Below are 16548 nucleotides of genomic sequence, written 5' to 3'. Positions count from 1 at the left end.
TGGGGGCTTCCCCCTGCGAGAGTAGAACGTTGCCGGGCACTAAAGAAAACCATCCATTCCTTCGAATGGGTGGTTTTTTTGTGTGTGGATTATGAAGAGATGGGAAGGCATTTGATTGTACGGAGAAGGGAAAGCGACTCATCAAGAGCAGTAAGCACCATGCCAAGGAGAAAGAGATCGTTACTAAGGTCCAAGGCGCCGTACCAAGAAAGAAGCAATTCATACCAAGAGGAAACCATGTTTTATCAAGAGCCAGGTGGCCGTACCAAGAATCATACACCCATCACCAAGAAGGAACCCTGTTTTACCAAGGGCGGGAGCGCCATACCAAGGAGAATTCCCTCCGCACCAAGAGAAAAGCAGATTTACCAAGAAGCAGCAGACGGCCTAACTATGAAGAGAAGCTCATGACCAAGTTCATAAGCAGAACCTTCTTTACCAAGAAGGGGAACAACATTACCAAGAAGGAAGAACTCAATACCAAGAGCAATGAGCTCCAAACCAAGAGCGACCTCACTATACCAAGAAAGAAGCGATTCATAGCAAGAGCAATCCTCCCATTACCAAGAGCCAGGACGCCATACCAAGAACTATACCTCCGTCACCAAGAGAGAACCCTGTTTTACCAAGAACCAGAGGTCCATACGAAGAAGAATCTCCACCGCACCAAGAGAAAAGCAAATTTACCAAGAAGAAGCAGACGGCCTAACTACAAAGAGAAGCTCATGACCGAGTTCAAAAGTAGAACCTTCTTTACCAAGAAGGAAAAGCTCATCTTAAAGAGCCATAAGCCCATTACCTAGAATAACGAGCTCCAAACTCCAAACCAAGAACTAACCCACCATGCCAAGAAAGAGCGCACTTACCAATACCCCCTCCCAGGTAAAATTCACCTTCATACTTACAAAACAATGAACACTTTTATGGAAAAAAGTGTTTTCTTTTTCTTTAATTTAGTGTACTGTTTAAGTAGTACACCAATACATAATTTTTATGAAACATTTTAGTTTTTACAACGTAAGAAAGATATTACAATTTTTTGGAGGGGTTTTATTTGAATTCAGTAGATTCATCAACAGCTAAACCATCAGTCATTGGAATATTTACTAGTCCAATTGTGCAATTTCAGAGAATAAAAGATACACCTTTAGTGGTCATTCCTTTATTTATTTTAATTGCCATTAGTTTAATTGCTTCAGGATTAATAGCATATATACCTGATTATAGTGCAGTGATACAGATGACTCTTGAGCAAGGGTTGGATACAAGTAATGAATTTGCCGAGGCAATGGAGGTATTTACGCGTTTAATCGTATTTATAAGTGGACTGTTTGTTCCTGTGTTTATATCGCTTCTTCCTGCCTTTATCTTTTGGGTAGTAGGTAAGGTGTTAGGTAGTATGGTTTCCTTTAAACAATTATTCTCTATGATGTTATATGTTAGTTTAATCGTCGCTCTAGGTTCTCTGTTTAATTCAATTGTAGTTGTTTTATTTAATTTGGATCCTATGACGGTGGTAACAGGCGTTAGTATGTTATTTGATCCGTTAGACCCTTTGGCTCCGTTACTTAGCTTCTTTGATATTTTTAATATTTGGTACATTATTTTAACTGCGCTAGGCCTGGGATATGTCGCTGGTTTTAATAAAGGCGCTGCATGGTCGCTTCCAATTGTATTAAGTTTAATAACCGCATTTATTGCTTACCTTACCTCAGGCATTCAATAATTCGTTTTACAATCAATCAAGGAGTGTGAGCCTATGAATAAAAAAAAGATCCTCATTGCAGTGGGTATAATCTTACTTATTGTTTCGTTTACAACCGTAGCTGTTGTTCAATCTCAAAGTGGGGGTTCCCAAGCTGTAGATGTAGAAACACCAACGATGGAATCTGTTAAGGCTGAAGTGATGCTGCCTGGGACAGTGAAAACAGAAAAGCAGCAAACGATCTACTTCTCCCCAGAGCTGGGTGAGAGCTATGAGCTTCTCGTTGAAGAAGGTGATGTTGTAGAAGAAGGATCATCCTTACTTCAATATGATGGAGGGCAGGCTGATTCCGAGAAAGAAACACTAGCGCTACAAATTGAGTCAGGCTATCTACAAATTAATTTCATAGAAAAGCAGGAGAAGGCTCTGGATGAAAGAGAAAAGGAGCTGAAAAAGGAGCTAGGAGAGAAAGAGGCAAAGGAGACAATCCAAGCCGAAAAAGATCAGCTTGAATTTGAGAAGAAAAATGCCAATCTTGATTTGCGTCAGTTATTACTACAACAGGATGAATTAGAGGCTCAAGATGATAAGCTACTCATTAAAAGTGATATCGCCGGTACCGTTTTTTCAGCTGAAATGAATCCAGTTGAACAGCAGCCCATTTTGGAGATTGCATCAACGGATCAGTTATTGATTGAAGGAACATTAAGCGAATATGACTCGCTTGTTGTAGAAGGTAGGCAAGATGTAGCGATTACATCTGATGCTCAGCCCGATCTTGAGTGGTCTGGCACAGTTCATGAGGTAGGACTTATGCCTCTAACTAATGAAATGACAGGTGATATGGATCGAACTGAGTATCCGCTAACGGTTCATTTTAATGAAGGCGAGCTAGATCAATTAAAGCCTGGCTATAATCTCATTTTGCGTATCGCGACAGAGGAACGGACAGCTCTTACCGTACCAGCCTCGGCACTTATTACCGAAGATGATCAATCCTTTGTTTTAGCTGTTGAAGAGGGTAAGGCAGTACGTAAAGACGTTGAAGTAGGTATCCAAACTAATCAACGGTATGAAGTAAAAACGGGATTGACTGAAACGGACGAAATCATTGTAGAGCCCTCTGGCATACAAGATGGAAATGACGTGACAAAAAATGATTAAGCTAAACAACGTTACGAAGTCTTTTATGGTAGGGACAGAGGAAACCCCTGTTTTAATGGATATTAATCTGGAAATTGCAGAGGGTTCTTTCTCAGCTATTATGGGTCCTTCAGGATCTGGAAAATCAACGTTAATGAATGTACTCGGTTGCTTGGATCAACCAAGCTCAGGAGAATATTTACTTAACGGAGAAAATGTAACCGTGCTTGACGATATCCAATTGGCGAAGCTGAGGAATAAATATATAGGATTCATTTTTCAGCAATTTCATCTATTGCCGCGTTTAACGGCTATCAAAAATGTCGAACTGCCAATGGTCTATGCAGGGATTGGAAAAAAGGAACGTGAGGAACGTGCGCACTATGCACTGGAGCGTGTGGGGCTCGCAGAACGAGTTAACTATCTTCCTAACTCCCTTTCTGGTGGTCAAAAACAAAGGGTAGCCATTGCAAGGTCTCTTGTTAATGAACCGACCATCATTCTTGCGGATGAACCAACTGGCGCGCTTGATACAAAAACAAGTGCTGACATTATGGAACTTTTGACAGGGCTTAATAAAGAGGGGACTACTATAGCTATCGTTACTCATGAACCAGAGGTTGCTGAATACACCGAACATACGATTTTTGTACGAGATGGTCGACTCGTCGAGAAGCTGTAAAGGAGTGAAGTGATGGGTTTAGCAGAAAATATTAGGATGGCTGTCGCTTCCATTCGTTCACATAAAATGAGGTCGCTGTTAACCATGCTAGGCATTATTATAGGTGTGGCATCTGTCATTATTGTTGTGGCTATTGGTCAGGGTGGAGAGGCCATGCTTAAGGAACAGCTTGTCGGAGAGGGGAATACGGCTGAGGTCTTCTATAGTCCTTCAGAGGAGGAGCTCCAAAGTAATCCCTCAGCATGGGAATCGGCATTTAGTTCTGATGATGTAAGAGAGTTAGAACAGCTAGACGGAATTGATAAGGTTGTTGCATACAGTGTTGAGTTTGGAAACATTCGTTTTCAAACAGAAGAAACAGAAGCCACTATATTAGGAATGAATCAGGCTTATTTAGATGTTCAAGGCTTTACGGTTGCCACGGGAAATTCATTCCAAGCTATGGACTTTGTTGGTGGGCAGCGAAAGGTGTTAATTTCAGATGCATTAGATGATGAATTGTTTGGTGATGAATCATCTATTGGAGAGATCATTCGTATTGGGCAGCAGCCTGTTGAAATTATTGGTGTGTTGGAACCACCAACAGGATTATTGTCTTTTTTTAATACAAATGAAGTATATGTGCCGTCTGAGACGTGGAAGGTTCTGTACGGAAATAGTCATTTTAGTCAATTAACTATTCAAGCTAATGATTTAGATCAACTGCAAGCTTCAGGTGAAATGGCTGCAGATTATTTAAACCAGAAGTATGGCACAGAGGAAGCTTACCAGGTCATGAACATGGAGGAGATGGCAGAGGGGCTAGGCCAGGTTACTCGAATCATGACGATGATCATTGGTGGGATCGCTGGAATTTCCTTATTAGTTGGCGGTATTGGTGTAATGAATATTATGCTTGTCTCTGTGACGGAGCGAACAAGAGAGATTGGGATTCGGAAATCACTTGGTGCGACTCGGGGGCAAATTTTGCAGCAATTTTTAATTGAATCTATTATCCTTACGTTAATCGGTGGAAGTATTGGTATTGCTGGCGGAGCTCTTCTTGTTATGATTATTTCAGCCATCGCTGGGCTGCCTATTCTCGTATCGATTCCTGTTGTGATTGGTGGGTTGGTCTTCTCTATGTTCATTGGTATTATTTTTGGTATTATGCCGGCGAATAAAGCAGCAAAACTAAATCCAATTGAGGCGCTTCGATACGAATAATCGGCTTGTCTGCTCCATTCACACTTGCTATGCTTAAGGAAGAATGGAGGATACATGATGAGTCAAAAAAAGCAGCAAGCCAAGCCTCAGGCTCCAAAACATATTAATCGACTTGAACCCTTGTCTTCCGAGTTATGGCTCGAAGAAGAGGGACTGTATCAACGATTTGAGCTAACAGATCACACGTTTAGACGAGAGGTGGCAGAGCGCGTAATCTTTGAGCATGTGTCTTTTTCACAGATTACTTTTGAGGAATGTGTTCTGCCTGCTCTTGAATGTTCCGATGTTGTCTTTAAAAAATGTGATCTTTCAAATGTGAAGGTTCCACGAGCCATTTTTCACCGTGTTCAGTTTATAGAATGTAAGCTTTTAGGTGTGGATTTTGCAGACGCTGCGTTTCGACATGTTGAATTTATAGATTGTCATATGCCGCTCTCTTCTTACGCATTTGTCAGTCTTAAGCATGTTCGTTTTAACCGCTGTGTCCTTAGAGGGGCTGATTTCTATGATGCGTCACTTGAACACGTTGAACTCAATCGCTGTGATATTCACGAGGTTCAATTCTCACAGACTACATTAAGCGGTATCGACTTAAGTAGCTGTCAATTTGAAACGTTAACGGTCTCCATGGATGATCTAAAAGGTAGCTATATCTCTACAGAACAGGCTACGGCTTTTGTTAAAGCATTTGGGCTTTATATTGTGGAAGATGAAGAGAGCTAATATAGAAAATTTCATAGGCACATAGACCGGCATTTATGAATATATGTAAAGAAGAGTTCAATGGATGGTTTGGAACAGGGGATCTTAGGCGATACTGGTACAAAGGAGTGAGAACGTATGAAGAGAACAGGTTCAATACGTATTCAGCTTGGTCAGAGCTGCTTAATCTGTGAAACAAGGAAAACAGCAGGCTATAAGCTAGTCAACTCGTTTGTGTGTGGAGACTGTGAACGTAAAATTGTAGGAACAGAGACGGGAACAGAGGACTACTTGGTGTTTGTCAGCAAAATGCGAGGAATATTAAAAGCGTCAAACTAGATAAGAAGAAAAGACAAGCTGAGTGGATGGCTTGTTTTTTTGTTTAGATTATCTCCATCATACGCTAGAATAGGAGAGACTGAAAAACGAGGAATGAGGAGAACAAATGACTCAGCCACACGTAAGCTTTCCCTTAGTATCTGCGCTACATCATCATATTAAAAAGAATCCCACTTCCTTTCATGTTCCAGGTCATAAAAATGGAGCAATCATTCCGCCAGGGTTAGAGGCATTCAAGTGTGTGCTGCCTTTTGATCTAACAGAATTAGAAGGGCTTGATGATCTCCATCATCCTACGGGTCCAATTAAGGAGGCGCAGCAGCTGACAGCCACCTTTTATGACGCGGCCGAGAGCTTTTTTCTAGTGGGAGGTAGTACAGCGGGGAACTTGGCGATGGTGTATGCGCTTTGCCAGCCTGGGGACGTTGTGTTTGTACAGCGTAACAGTCATAAATCAATCCTTCATGCAGTGGAGCTTGCAGGGGTCCATGCAGTGTACTTAGAATCTGAGATAGATCAGGAAACCGGCCTAGCTATCGGCATATCGGAGTCGTCTTTGCTTACGGCCTTAGCACGTTATCCAGAGGCGACCGCACTAATTATGACGTACCCTAATTATTATGGTGTCTGTTTGCCAAGCAATGGATTAATCCAAACAGCTAAGGGAGCAGGGCTCAAGGTTTTAGTAGATGAAGCACATGGTGCGCACTTTGTACTAGGAGAGCCATTTCCAGAATCTTTATTATCTGCTGGTGCCGATGCTGTGGTGCAGTCTGCTCACAAGACGCTGCCCGCCTTAACGATGGGGTCGTATCTTCACCTGAATCATCAGCTGAGGGAAGACGAAGTGCAAGCGATGAAACGTGCATTATCGATCTTTCAATCAAGCAGTCCATCCTACTTAATTATGGCTTCCTTGGATGCAGCCAGAGGCTATCTTGAAACCTATACTAAAGATCTTCTGACAAAAACGCTGCAATCTATCCAGAATTTTAAAGCAGGAATTGATGCCATTGAACAGTTGGACGTAATAGAGTGGAGCAGGACTGGCTACCAATATGACCCGTTAAAGGTTACAATAAGAACAGCCTGTACATTAAATGGGTATCAGCTTTCAGAGATGTTTCATAAGGCTGGAATCGACGTTGAACTTGCCGATGAGCATCACGTTTTGCTTGTATTTGGTTTAGTGCCATTTACAACGGGAGAGGCATGCCTTACTAAACTCAAAGAGTTAGTAAGCAATGTACCGTTAAAGCCAACACCTATCAACCAAAAAAATCATCGTAATGATAAAAGGGCTCCAATTGAATACGAGAAACATATACATACAAAAAAGACAGATCGGGTAGCCTTTTGGGAGGCTGAGGGACGAATTGCCGCGGAAGAAGTAACCCCTTATCCCCCAGGCATCCCCTTAGTGTACCCTGGTCAACGCATTGAAAAGGATACACTTTTACACATCAAGCAATTGAATCAGGCAGGGGCACGATTTCAAGGTGAAGATGTGGTGGAGATTGGGATTTGTGTAGTGGAAGATTTGGAGGATACGTGATGAAACAAGGAAAATTTATTACTTTTGAAGGTGGAGAAGGAGCAGGAAAAACAACCGTTATAGAGAAAGTAGAACAATGGTTAATTCATTCGAAGCATGATGTTTTGCGGACTAGAGAGCCGGGTGGTATTAGGATTGCGGAGGAGATTCGTCATGTCATTCTCGACGTTGCTCACACAGAAATGGATGGACGCACCGAGGCCCTGCTTTATGCAGCGGCAAGAAGGCAGCATCTAGTTGAGAAAGTTCTCCCAGCCATAGAACAGAATAAACTTGTTCTTTGTGATCGTTTTATAGACAGCAGTCTGGCTTATCAAGGATTTGCAAGAGGGCTTGGGATGGATGAGGTTCTTTCCATTAATGCATTTGCAATTGAGGGCCATATGCCGGATTTGACCATTTACTTTGAGGTTGATCCAGAGATTGGACTCTCCAGAATCCAAACAGATAACATTCGCGAGCTTAATCGGCTTGATCAGGAAAAGCTGGATTTTCATTATGCAGTAAGAGAAGGGTATGAGCAGGTAAAAAGGCGCTATCCGGAACGAATTCAAACGATAGATGCTAATCAGTCTATTGAAAAGGTGACAGAAGAAGTGATTCGTGTGATTCAAGCGTTTTTGAGCTATAATAATAAATAAATGAAGGAGTGGTTGAGTATGAAATTAATTATTGCCGTTGTACAGGATAAAGACAGTGCAAGATTATCCGATGCACTTGTTAAAGCAGATTTCAGAGCAACCAAGCTCGCTAGTACGGGCGGATTTCTAAAAGCTGGAAATACAACCTTCCTCATTGGGATAGAGGATGACAAGGTAGCCGATTTGATGGCCATTATTAAGAAGAATTGTGAAAGTCGAGAGCAGCTAGTCGCGCCTATTTCGCCAATGGGTGGAAATGCAGACTCGTATGTACCATACCCAGTAGAGGTACAGGTTGGTGGAGCAACGGTATTTACGTTACCTGTTGATCAGTTTGAGCAGTTTTAAAGGGTCCTACTGAAGGATGTGTTTACATGAAAACGTGGAATGAGTTAACAGATACACAGCCTAGGGTTGTGCCTTTTCTAATGAGAAGTTTAGAAAAAGACCGGCTATCTCATGCATATATTTTTGCGGGTGAATCAGGTACAGGAAAGCAGGAAATAGCTCTTCAACTTACGAAGAGCTATTTTTGCAGAGAGAAGCAAGGTGTAGAGCCATGCCATCAGTGTGTGGACTGTAATCGAATTGAAAAGGGCAATCATCCAGATGTTCATTTAGTGGCGCCCGATGGAGCCTCTATTAAGAAACATCAAGTAGAATTTTTACAAAAGGAATTTACATATCGCGGGATGGAATCCTCCTATAAAGTGTATATCATTTCTGAGGCGGATAAGATGACAGCCAGTGCGGCAAACAGCCTGCTCAAATTTCTTGAGGAGCCTGAGTCACCAACAATGGCTCTTTTGTTGACTGAGAGGGAATCCAGCTTGCTTCCAACGGTTCGTTCAAGAAGCCAACAATTGTCATTTTCACCTTTGTCAAAGCAATTGTTTGCAGAGAAGCTTCAGGAACATGGTTTCCCAAGACTCTCTTCTTTATTGGTTGCAGAAATAACGACAAACTTAGAGCATGCAAGTCAGTTAAATGATGGAGATTGGATTGCACAAGCCCGAAGCGTAGTGATACAATTGATGGGAGAGCTTTATCTTAGACCAAATCAGGTTCTGCTAACTTTGCAGGACAAGTGGCTTCCTTTATGTAAAGAGAAAAGCCAACAAGAAGCTGGTCTTGATATGATACTCTTTTGGTTGAGAGACCTTTTATATATACAGACCGGAAAGACGGATGCGCTTGTTTTTCCAGATCAGAAAGAACAATACGAACAACTCGCGCTCTCCATTTCACAAAAGCAGATAAGTAGGCATCTGTCAGGCGTGCTGGAGGCAAAACGTCATCTGAACGCTAACGTGAACTACCAGCTTGTTATGGAGAAGCTGTTGCTCAGCATACAGGAGGTATAGACGTTGCATCAAGTTGTAGGCGTTCGCTTTAAAAAAGCGGGCAAAATCTATTACTTCTCTCCGGGAGAAGTGAAGTTGGACCTGGGTGAAGCTGTTATTGTTGAAACGTCGAGAGGTATTGAGTTTGGAAGCATCGTTATCGCCGAGAAAGAAGTCGCTGATAATGACGTTGTTCTTCCACTCAAGCAAGTTCTGCGAATCGCTACGGCTAAGGACAAATTAACAGTGACTGAGAACGAAGAATCAGCTCTTAGAGCATTTGAAGTCTGTTCAGAGAAAATTGTTGAGCATCAGCTTGATATGAAGCTGGTTGATGTTGAATATACGTTTGATCGTAATAAGGTTCTGTTTTACTTTACTGCAGATGGACGCATTGACTTTCGAGAGCTAGTTAAAGATCTCGCAGCTGTGTTCCGGACAAGAATCGAGCTAAGACAAATTGGGGTCAGGGACGAGGCAAAGATGCTAGGTGGAATTGGGCCATGTGGTCGAGTTCTCTGCTGTTCCTCTTTTCTTGGAGACTTTGAACCTGTTTCCATTAAAATGGCGAAAGATCAGAATCTTTCCTTAAACCCAGCTAAGATTTCTGGCTTATGTGGTCGATTAATGTGCTGCTTAAAGTACGAGAATGATACGTATGAAGAAGCAAAGAGAGAACTTCCTGATGTTGGAAAAGAAATCCGGACGCCAGATGGAGTGGGTAAGGTTATTGGGCTAAACCTACTCGAGAAGATTGTCCAAGTAGATATGCTTGAAGGAGAACAAGTGCTTGAATTTACATTGGATGAATTGAACGGAACACGTGCTTTTTCAGCTGAATCCGCAGAATGATGGGGTGGAAACGTGGACAAAAAGGCGGTCTTTAAGAAGGTTAGCCAAATGGAGGAAGGCATTGGATTGCTTCACCAAGAGTTAAGTGGGCTTAAGGAACAGCTTGCATACCTGATTGAAGAGAATCACTATCTCCAAATAGAGAATAAGAATTTAAGAGAGCGTTTTGATTGGGAGATGCAGCAGAACGAGAAACAAACGCAAGCGAAGGATAAAGGCAAACCAATGATCGGAGAAGGACACGACAATTTGGCACGCCTATATCAGGAAGGATTTCACATTTGCAACACGCACTACGGAAGCCTCCGTCCAGATGGTGAAGATTGTTTGTTTTGTTTATCGTTCCTGCATCAAAAGAAATAATAGATGCCCCACCTCATGAGAAGAGGCCAACCCGATGAATTGAGCTTGGGTGGCCTCTTCTTTGTATGATGTTAAGAAGGAGCATAGGGATATGAAACTGTTAGCGAAAGAAAGACTTGATTATATTGCTGGTACGTCTTTGTCCATAATTCAAAGTGAAGAGGTTTTTTCTTTCTCAATAGATGCCGTCCTGTTAGGGCGCTTTATCAGTGTTCCTATTCAAAAAGGACGTATATTGGATTTATGTGGTGGGAACGGTATTATTGGACTCGTTATGAGTGAACGAAGTCATGCAGAGATCATTAGTGTTGAATTACAGGAGCGCTTACATGATATGGCGGTTCGATCGATTGATTATAATGGAAAGCAAGCTCGCATTCAGCCGGTGTTAGCTGATATTAATGATCTGCCTGGATCTCTTGCAGCTGGCTCATTTGATGCAGTGACCTGCAATCCTCCCTATTTCGCAACCAATCCACAATCAGATCAGAACAAAAACCAACATTTTACGATTGCACGTCATGAAGTGTACTGTACATTGGAGGATGTTATACGAACGGCATCAACCATGGTGAAGCAAAGAGGAAAGGTAGCGCTTGTTCATCGTCCAGAAAGACTAACAGATATGATTAGTCTTATGAGGAAGTATCGAATTGAACCAAAGCGCTTACAGCTGATTCAGCCTAATGATAAAAAAGAAGCAAATATTGTGTTACTTGAGGGAATTAAGGATGGGAAACCAGGTCTAAAATGTCTTCCTACCTTATGTGTATATGATGAACAGGGAACGTATACCAAGTCCTTTAGGGAGGTCTATGAGAATAAATGAGCGAGCGTCATTACGTCTACATCATAGAGTGCAGCGATCACACCTGGTATACGGGTTACACCAACAATTTACTGAGAAGAATTGAAAAGCATAATGAAGGAAAAGGAGCCAAGTATACAAGGGGAAGAGGCCCAGTTACATTGGTTTGGGAAGAATCCTTCGAAAGCAAAACCGAAGCGATGAAGCTCGAATATGCATTAAAAAAAATGCCTCGTGCCAAAAAAGAAGAATATGTTCATGAAAGGAGGGCTACCGTCTATGCAACAGCAAAAAAGCTTTCAGACTAACCCAGAAAAAGGCGTCCTATATCTTGTACCCACACCCATTGGGAATTTAGAGGATATGACGTTTCGCGCTGTCCGCATTTTAAAGGAAGTAGATAGTATTGCGGCAGAGGATACACGGCAAACCCGAAAGCTGTGCAGTCACTTTGACATTCATACACCCTTATTGCGCTATGATGAACATACAAAAGGTAAAATCGGCTCACAGTTGATCACCCAGGTTAAGAATGGACGCAGCATTGCACTTGTAAGTGATGCAGGCATGCCAGCCATTTCAGATCCGGGACAGGAAATTGTGCAGCAGGCTATTTCCTCGGAAATAGCGGTGGTTGTATTACCTGGTGCCAATGCAGCTTTAACTGCATTAGTTGCATCCGGATTATCTACAGATCATTTTTATTATCATGGATTCTTACCTCGCCAGAAAAAGCATCGCTTAGAGGAACTAGAGATATTATCATCTATAAAGGCTACGCTCGTATTTTATGAGTCACCACATCGACTTAAAGAAACTCTAGTAGCTCTTCATGACGTATTAGGTAATCGTTTTATCAGCATTGGACGAGAGCTGACAAAGAAATTTGAAGAGTATCAGCGTGGAACTTTGGAAGAAGCTATTGAATGGATAGAGCTGGGTACAATTAAGGGTGAATTTGTGTTAGTAGTTGAGGGGTCGAATCAAGAGAAGCAAGAAGATAAGTGGTGGGACCAACTTGAGCTCAATCAGCATATCGAACATTATATTTCCCTTGGAATGTCTTCAAAGGAAGCGATCAAACAGGTGGCGATAGATCGAGATCAACCCAAAAGAGAGATTTATCAATCCTACCATGTTGAGTAGTCATATCTTATAATGGTGGATCAATTCCTTATTATTATGAAAATAGTAATACTGTTGCCTACCTCATCCTGCGGGATAAAAAGGAGGCCATTGAAAAAGTCATGTAAGAATGAGTTGAGTGGTGCCGCTTCAGGAGAACCCTAGCACCCGCAAGAACGGCCTCAGCCCTCGAAGTGGAAACCCACCACTTAGATGTCGGTCTGCCGCGTTCTGTTCCGCAGGAGTCTTCGGGTTCTCCTTCCGCTAACGTGAAAGTTCACAGTTTTAGAAATTTTTCAGTGACCTCGATAAAAAAGTTCATTGAGATAAGATGGCAGAGCAAGATTAGCCAATTACCTTGCCTTGGGTAAGTGCCATGATTTTGGGAGCGACGGACAAAATCATGGATCATGAGCCGCCCTCTATCCATAAAAACTCACGTTCATTTACACATACATTTTCGTCATAGTTTATTGGATTATAAATTAGAAAGTTAGCTGATTCTCACAACATGTTAAACATAGGAGAATCGGCTATTTTTAGTTCAATATACCCAAAACCCAAACAAAAAGCCTGTCGACAAAAGGTCAACAGGCCAAGCAATCACGTATCTAGCTTATTTATTTTGAGATACGTAGTTTTGAAGATCTTTAAGAATTTCCTCAGCACCTTGTGGGCTAAGAATGATTTTGCCATTAGCAATGGATAGGTTATCATCAGAAACCTCTCCAGTGATTTGACAAGTCATGTTAGGCTTGTATTTCTTCAAGATGATGCGCTCGTTATCAACGTAGATTTCAAGAGCATCCTTCTCAGCAATGTCCAATGTACGACGAAGCTCAATCGGAATTACCACTCGTCCTAGTTCATCAACCTTACGTACAATTCCAGTAGATTTCATGCTATATATTCTCCTCTCGAGTGTAAGAGAACTCCTCTAATTTTTAGCAAAGGAATCTGCTAAACTTAGAAAAAGAACTCATTTTTGGTAGTGTCATAATTCGACAGATTTTATCTACACTAAGAATACCAAGGTTTCCAAAACAAGTCAAATGTTTTTTTAGAAAAAGTTTATAATTTGTTCTGTTTAAAGATTGGGAAAATACGTAGTATATTTATGTTCAGTAAATATTAGGATAATAGGAAGTTATGTCGAAAAGTCGAAACAATAGTCTATACCCTGATACAATAGGAATTAATCATGTATGATGTATGAATAGATGACTAGGATAAAGGATGTGTTTTTGATGGATATCGAACACAAAATCGTAGAGAAATTAATAAATGTAGGAGAAAAGCTCCGAAATCAATATCAAAAGCCAGGAAGTAATAACGACATAATTCGACAAAAACTAGGTACTAGTTTGGCAGTTTTTCGACAAATGCAGCAGCTTTCTAAGGAAAAACTTGCAGAATTACTGGATAATAAAGAGATTGCTGGAGTAGATGGGTCTGTGAATCAGACAAAAAGCGAGCCACCCCATGTTATTTATTTCTTCCAGTCACTAGCTAAAACAACAACTGGCCATGAGATTAGAAAATCAGACGTATATGTCCCTTTATTAGATGACATGGATAAAGAGGATGAAAAACAGCCTATTAATTGGCGTTCACATCTGTTAGCAAAACTAGAGCTCCAAGCAGCTTTACAGTTAATAGAAGAAAGAGAGCTCGCGTATTTGCTTATGGATGGAGCACTCTACCATTACCGCATAGATGCTGAAGAGGATTGGGAGAGGCTACGCCAAGCAGCATTGGATCGTGATGTACTCCTTATAGGAGTGTCTGAGGAAATTACTACAGAAAATCTAGTAAAACTACACGCCTTTTCGGATTATGCAGACAGAGCCTATAACTATGATCGTGATTTATTATTTGGAGTGCTTAAGCAAGGAGAAAGCATTTATATAGAAGAAATTCAGCATAAAGCAGGATTACAGTCAGTCTGGGCAAGGTTTGGATCTGACCCTCAGATTACTGGATTTGATATGTTAGAGGAGCAGGCGTATCGTAGAGAGGAGATCTCTGATTTACTTTATACGATCACACCAAAAGATGGCAGAGGAATCCCGCTCTGGCTAGATTATGTAGACCGAGAGATTCGAATCTCTGATAAGCTAGTTGATGGATTAATAGAGCAGTATCTAGATGCAGAGACAAGGCATCGTTATTTCACAAAAAAGCGTAACCAAAGACCTTATTAATAGAGAGCAGGAGATGATGACGATGCAAATTGTAGGAGTAACGACACAGCATGAAGTATATGTCGCTTCAAAGACTCATAAATTTCGAATGAACGAGCTCGTTGTCCTTGAAGATGCGGATTTATTTGACCCAAAAGGAGAGGTGGTTGAAACCTTTTCTTATAACCGTTATATTCCAATGGGTTTTGATAAAGGATTGGCTGATCAAAGTGTGCTCGAAACATTAGAGCAAATTGGTTACGATATTGGGGCAGATGATATTCATTTAGCGAAGGTGCGTTTATTTGAAGAGGCTGTTCAGCCGATTCAAACGGGAGCAGTTGTTCGACATCCGGCTTTTGAGGAAATAAAAGATTTACTCGTGACCACTTCTGCGACCGAAGGCATGGTGCTAGGAGAGATTAAATCAACTGATTTTATTGCACCTTCTTTGCCGTCGGACTTAGACGGGTTATTGCATATGCAGGAACAGGGAGTTCTGCGCAAACAAAATGGCGTGCCATTTATTTTTGATATTCGGGCGATGCAGCAGTACCCGCACATTGGAGTGTTTGGGGGCTCTGGATCGGGTAAGTCGTTTGGGTTACGGGTTATGCTTGAAGAGCTGATGAAGCTTAAGATTCCGACACTTGTATTTGATCCGCATTTTGAAATGAACTTTTCAGCAAAATCTGAGGGAGTCGAGGAGGCTCCGAGTTACACAGATCAATACGACGTCGTGCAGATTGGACGTGATGTGGGGGTTGACTTCTCGGCGCTTTCAACAAGGGACGTTGAACGATTGCTCTCTGCTTCTGGCTCGTTAACGGAATCAATGGTCAATGTCATTCAAAGCATACATAAGCGTCGGGACAGCTACCAATCATTTAGTGATCGCGTGGCCAACCTATCAGAAGCACTGGAGATGGGTAAGCAAAAGGTGGAGGGTATGTTACACGATGGCGGCATGACGAGAGATGAAATTAGTCGCTTTAGTACCTTTAAGTCTTTACTTGATCAATATGGCAGCTTGCCGTTATCTTCAGTGAAAGGCATTCAGTGGCGAGCCAATCGTCTGCACCAGGCAGGACTGTTTCAACAAAATATTCGCGCCATTGAGACGAGTATTCATCAGGGGAAGCTAGTTGTTATCCAAGGGGCTGTTTGGCTGCTTCAGGTTTTTTCTAGCTATGTTATTGGCTCGTTATATGGTCAAAGGCGTTCATATCGGGATGCAAAGCTACAGCAGGAGCAGGGCCAGTTTTTCCCGCCATTTGTTGTGGTGACAGATGAGGCCCATAACTTTGCACCCAAGGGCTTTGATGCGCCAGCCAAATCGGTGCTTAAGGAGATTGCGCAGGAGGGCCGAAAGTACGGTGTATTTCTGATATTTGCTACTCAGCGCCCGACTTTACTTGATGAAACAATTACAGCGCAGCTTAACTCTAAGTTTGTGTTCCGAACAGTACGTGGCACGGATATTCAAACGATTAAAGAAGAAACAGATCTTACAAGTGAAGAAGGTAAACGACTTCCATACCTTCGTTCCGGAGATGTGTTTGTTTCCTCTGCAATTATTGGACGGACGATGGCTGTACGCATTCGCATGGCTCATTCAACAAGTCCACATACCTTAAATCCATTTGATGAGCTGCAGCAGATGAATGCACAAGGTGATGAAACCATGCTTGAGGCATTACGACCGTACCTACCATTATCTGAAATGAATTTAATGAAGGAACTGACACAGCTTAACCGCGATGTCGGTAAGAGTTGGGATGTATCAACATGGAAACAGGAGCTAGAGCGTTTAAGTAGAGAAAATTTGCTAATTAAGCAGAAAACCCCGTTTGCCACGCTTTATGACCGTGCTTGACACGTGTAGGGTTGGTTCGGTATAT

Annotated in this window: 18 protein-coding genes; 17 read left to right on the top strand and 1 reads right to left on the bottom strand. The window is 41.9% G+C overall.

What is annotated here, in order from left to right; translation table 11 throughout:
• Positions 1–1054 precede the first annotated feature (1054 nt).
• From yknW to rsmI, 15 genes are all read left to right on the top strand, one after another.
• The gene (gene yknW / locus FN960_RS18420; protein WP_185971103.1) at positions 1055–1726 is read left to right on the top strand and encodes a YknW family membrane protein; all 672 of its coding nucleotides are present in this window, start codon (positions 1055–1057) and stop codon (positions 1724–1726) included.
• A 33-nt stretch (positions 1727–1759) separates the two neighbouring features.
• Positions 1760–2869, top strand: coding sequence for an efflux RND transporter periplasmic adaptor subunit (locus FN960_RS18415; RefSeq protein ID WP_143850337.1), 1110 nt, complete (start codon positions 1760–1762; stop codon positions 2867–2869).
• Positions 2862–3530 (top strand): ABC transporter ATP-binding protein, encoded by a 669-nt coding sequence (locus FN960_RS18410; RefSeq protein WP_143850336.1) that lies wholly within the window; start codon positions 2862–2864, stop codon positions 3528–3530. Before FN960_RS18415 ends, FN960_RS18410 begins: the two co-directional genes overlap by 8 nt.
• 12 nt (positions 3531–3542) lie before the next feature.
• Entirely contained in the window at positions 3543–4736 is a 1194-nt protein-coding gene (locus FN960_RS18405) for an ABC transporter permease (RefSeq protein WP_143850335.1), read from the top strand.
• A gap of 54 nt (positions 4737–4790) precedes the next feature.
• The gene (locus tag FN960_RS18400; protein ID WP_143850334.1) at positions 4791–5459 is read left to right on the top strand and encodes a pentapeptide repeat-containing protein; all 669 of its coding nucleotides are present in this window, start codon (positions 4791–4793) and stop codon (positions 5457–5459) included.
• A gap of 117 nt (positions 5460–5576) precedes the next feature.
• Positions 5577–5777 carry a sigma factor G inhibitor Gin gene (locus FN960_RS18395; RefSeq protein WP_143850333.1) on the top strand — a complete coding sequence of 67 codons (201 nt, stop codon included), beginning with the start codon at positions 5577–5579 and terminating at the stop codon, positions 5775–5777.
• Between the two features lie 106 nt (positions 5778–5883).
• Complete coding sequence (locus FN960_RS18390; RefSeq protein ID WP_143850332.1) at positions 5884–7332, top strand: aminotransferase class I/II-fold pyridoxal phosphate-dependent enzyme; 1449 nt, start codon at positions 5884–5886, stop codon at positions 7330–7332.
• The gene (tmk, locus tag FN960_RS18385; protein WP_143850331.1) at positions 7332–7973 is read left to right on the top strand and encodes a dTMP kinase; all 642 of its coding nucleotides are present in this window, start codon (positions 7332–7334) and stop codon (positions 7971–7973) included. Before FN960_RS18390 ends, tmk begins: the two co-directional genes overlap by 1 nt.
• 18 nt (positions 7974–7991) lie before the next feature.
• Complete coding sequence (gene darA, locus FN960_RS18380; protein ID WP_143850330.1) at positions 7992–8321, top strand: cyclic di-AMP receptor DarA; 330 nt, start codon at positions 7992–7994, stop codon at positions 8319–8321.
• A gap of 26 nt (positions 8322–8347) precedes the next feature.
• Positions 8348–9337, top strand: a complete 990-nt coding sequence (holB, locus tag FN960_RS18375; protein WP_143850329.1) for a DNA polymerase III subunit delta' — start codon at positions 8348–8350, stop codon at positions 9335–9337.
• 3 nt (positions 9338–9340) lie between these two features.
• On the top strand, positions 9341–10168 hold the full coding sequence (locus FN960_RS18370; RefSeq protein WP_143850328.1) for a PSP1 domain-containing protein: 828 nt from the start codon (positions 9341–9343) through the stop codon (positions 10166–10168).
• Positions 10169–10180: 12 nt separating this feature from the next.
• Positions 10181–10531: a DNA replication initiation control protein YabA gene (gene yabA, locus FN960_RS18365; protein ID WP_143850327.1), complete on the top strand. Its 351-nt coding sequence runs from the start codon at positions 10181–10183 to the stop codon at positions 10529–10531.
• 91 nt (positions 10532–10622) lie between these two features.
• Positions 10623–11360 carry a tRNA1(Val) (adenine(37)-N6)-methyltransferase gene (locus FN960_RS18360; RefSeq protein ID WP_143850326.1) on the top strand — a complete coding sequence of 246 codons (738 nt, stop codon included), beginning with the start codon at positions 10623–10625 and terminating at the stop codon, positions 11358–11360.
• Positions 11357–11647, top strand: coding sequence for a GIY-YIG nuclease family protein (locus FN960_RS18355; protein ID WP_143850325.1), 291 nt, complete (start codon positions 11357–11359; stop codon positions 11645–11647). Before FN960_RS18360 ends, FN960_RS18355 begins: the two co-directional genes overlap by 4 nt.
• Positions 11619–12485: a 16S rRNA (cytidine(1402)-2'-O)-methyltransferase gene (gene rsmI / locus FN960_RS18350; protein WP_143850324.1), complete on the top strand. Its 867-nt coding sequence runs from the start codon at positions 11619–11621 to the stop codon at positions 12483–12485. Before FN960_RS18355 ends, rsmI begins: the two co-directional genes overlap by 29 nt.
• A gap of 595 nt (positions 12486–13080) precedes the next feature.
• Here the strand turns inward: rsmI and abrB are convergent.
• Positions 13081–13365: a transition state genes transcriptional regulator AbrB gene (gene abrB / locus FN960_RS18345; protein WP_143850323.1), complete on the bottom strand. Its 285-nt coding sequence runs from the start codon at positions 13363–13365 to the stop codon at positions 13081–13083.
• A gap of 346 nt (positions 13366–13711) precedes the next feature.
• Between abrB and FN960_RS18340 the strand changes: the two genes are divergently transcribed.
• Both FN960_RS18340 and FN960_RS18335 read left to right on the top strand, forming a co-directional pair.
• Entirely contained in the window at positions 13712–14668 is a 957-nt protein-coding gene (locus FN960_RS18340; RefSeq protein ID WP_143850322.1) for a DNA double-strand break repair nuclease NurA, read from the top strand.
• A gap of 22 nt (positions 14669–14690) precedes the next feature.
• On the top strand, positions 14691–16523 hold the full coding sequence (locus FN960_RS18335; protein ID WP_143850321.1) for an ATP-binding protein: 1833 nt from the start codon (positions 14691–14693) through the stop codon (positions 16521–16523).
• Positions 16524–16548 lie beyond the last annotated feature (25 nt).

Source organism: Alkalicoccobacillus porphyridii, from assembly GCF_007293315.1.
GTDB lineage: Bacteria > Bacillota > Bacilli > Bacillales > Bacillaceae_D > Alkalicoccobacillus > Alkalicoccobacillus porphyridii.
This window is presented reverse-complemented; position numbering and strand designations above follow the sequence as displayed.